The following is an 853-nucleotide window of genomic DNA, read 5'->3' on the forward strand; positions in this document are numbered from 1 at the left end:
TAGAGAGCCATGTTTGAAATAGTCTCTATATTTTAAGGCTTTTGAACTTACTTTTCCAGATTAGGGACACGCCCTAACAATTATAGATTGGCTATTTTTTGGACAGCGAAGCATGGTCGGTCCAGACATAGCGCAGTAACCAGTCTTTGGCCACGCCCGCATAATCAATACCAATACGCGGACGCAGAGATACTGGCGGCTGACAACCATCGTCCTCAACCCAAAGCCCTGACGCGGGCGTGATAGGCGCACCATATAAGTCGCGGTCGATTTGCAGCCGTTTGGTCAGCTTGCCAGGGCCTGTAAATTGCTTGGAATGCGTAAGCTGCTTATCAGCGCTCAGTAATTGCTCATCAATTAAGCGCGCGCTATCGTCTGTTAAGAATCCTGCCCGTATCAATACCGCTTCTGGCGACTCTGCCGGCCCACTGACCAAATTGAGCATATGATGGATACCATAGGTCAAATAGACATAAAACACGCCGCCTTGGCTATACATAACCTCAGTACGAGCAGTTCGAGTACCGGCATGAGCATGGCAGGCGGCATCACCTTCGCCAATGTAAGCTTCGGTTTCTGAGATACGCATGCGCAGGGTTTTTTGCTTACCGTCGCTATCAGTTAGCTGTCGACATAAAACTTTGCCAATTAAATCAGCTGCGACCACGCAAGTTGGTCGGCTAAACCATACTGGTTCTAAAATGGTGGATGGGCGCTCGGGTAGTTTAGGCGTTAACATCAATGATGACCTTTTTATTTTATTTATAACGACATTTTTATATAGTTAATCCAGAATAAAAGAGATACATCCCATATCACGAAACAGTTTAGGTAGATCATTCTCCATCCACCC

1 protein-coding gene is annotated in these 853 nt (G+C 46.4%); it reads right to left on the minus strand.

Annotated elements, in window-relative coordinates; translation table 11 throughout:
• Positions 1-91 precede the first annotated feature (91 nt).
• On the minus strand, positions 92-739 hold the full coding sequence (locus JMX13_RS13605) for a DNA-3-methyladenine glycosylase (RefSeq protein ID WP_201613357.1): 648 nt from the start codon (positions 737-739) through the stop codon (positions 92-94).
• Between the last annotated feature and the right edge of the window lie 114 nt (positions 740-853).

Origin of the sequence: Psychrobacter immobilis, assembly GCF_904846285.1 — a bacterium.
In the GTDB taxonomy this organism is placed as follows: Bacteria; Pseudomonadota; Gammaproteobacteria; order Pseudomonadales; family Moraxellaceae; genus Psychrobacter; species Psychrobacter immobilis_D.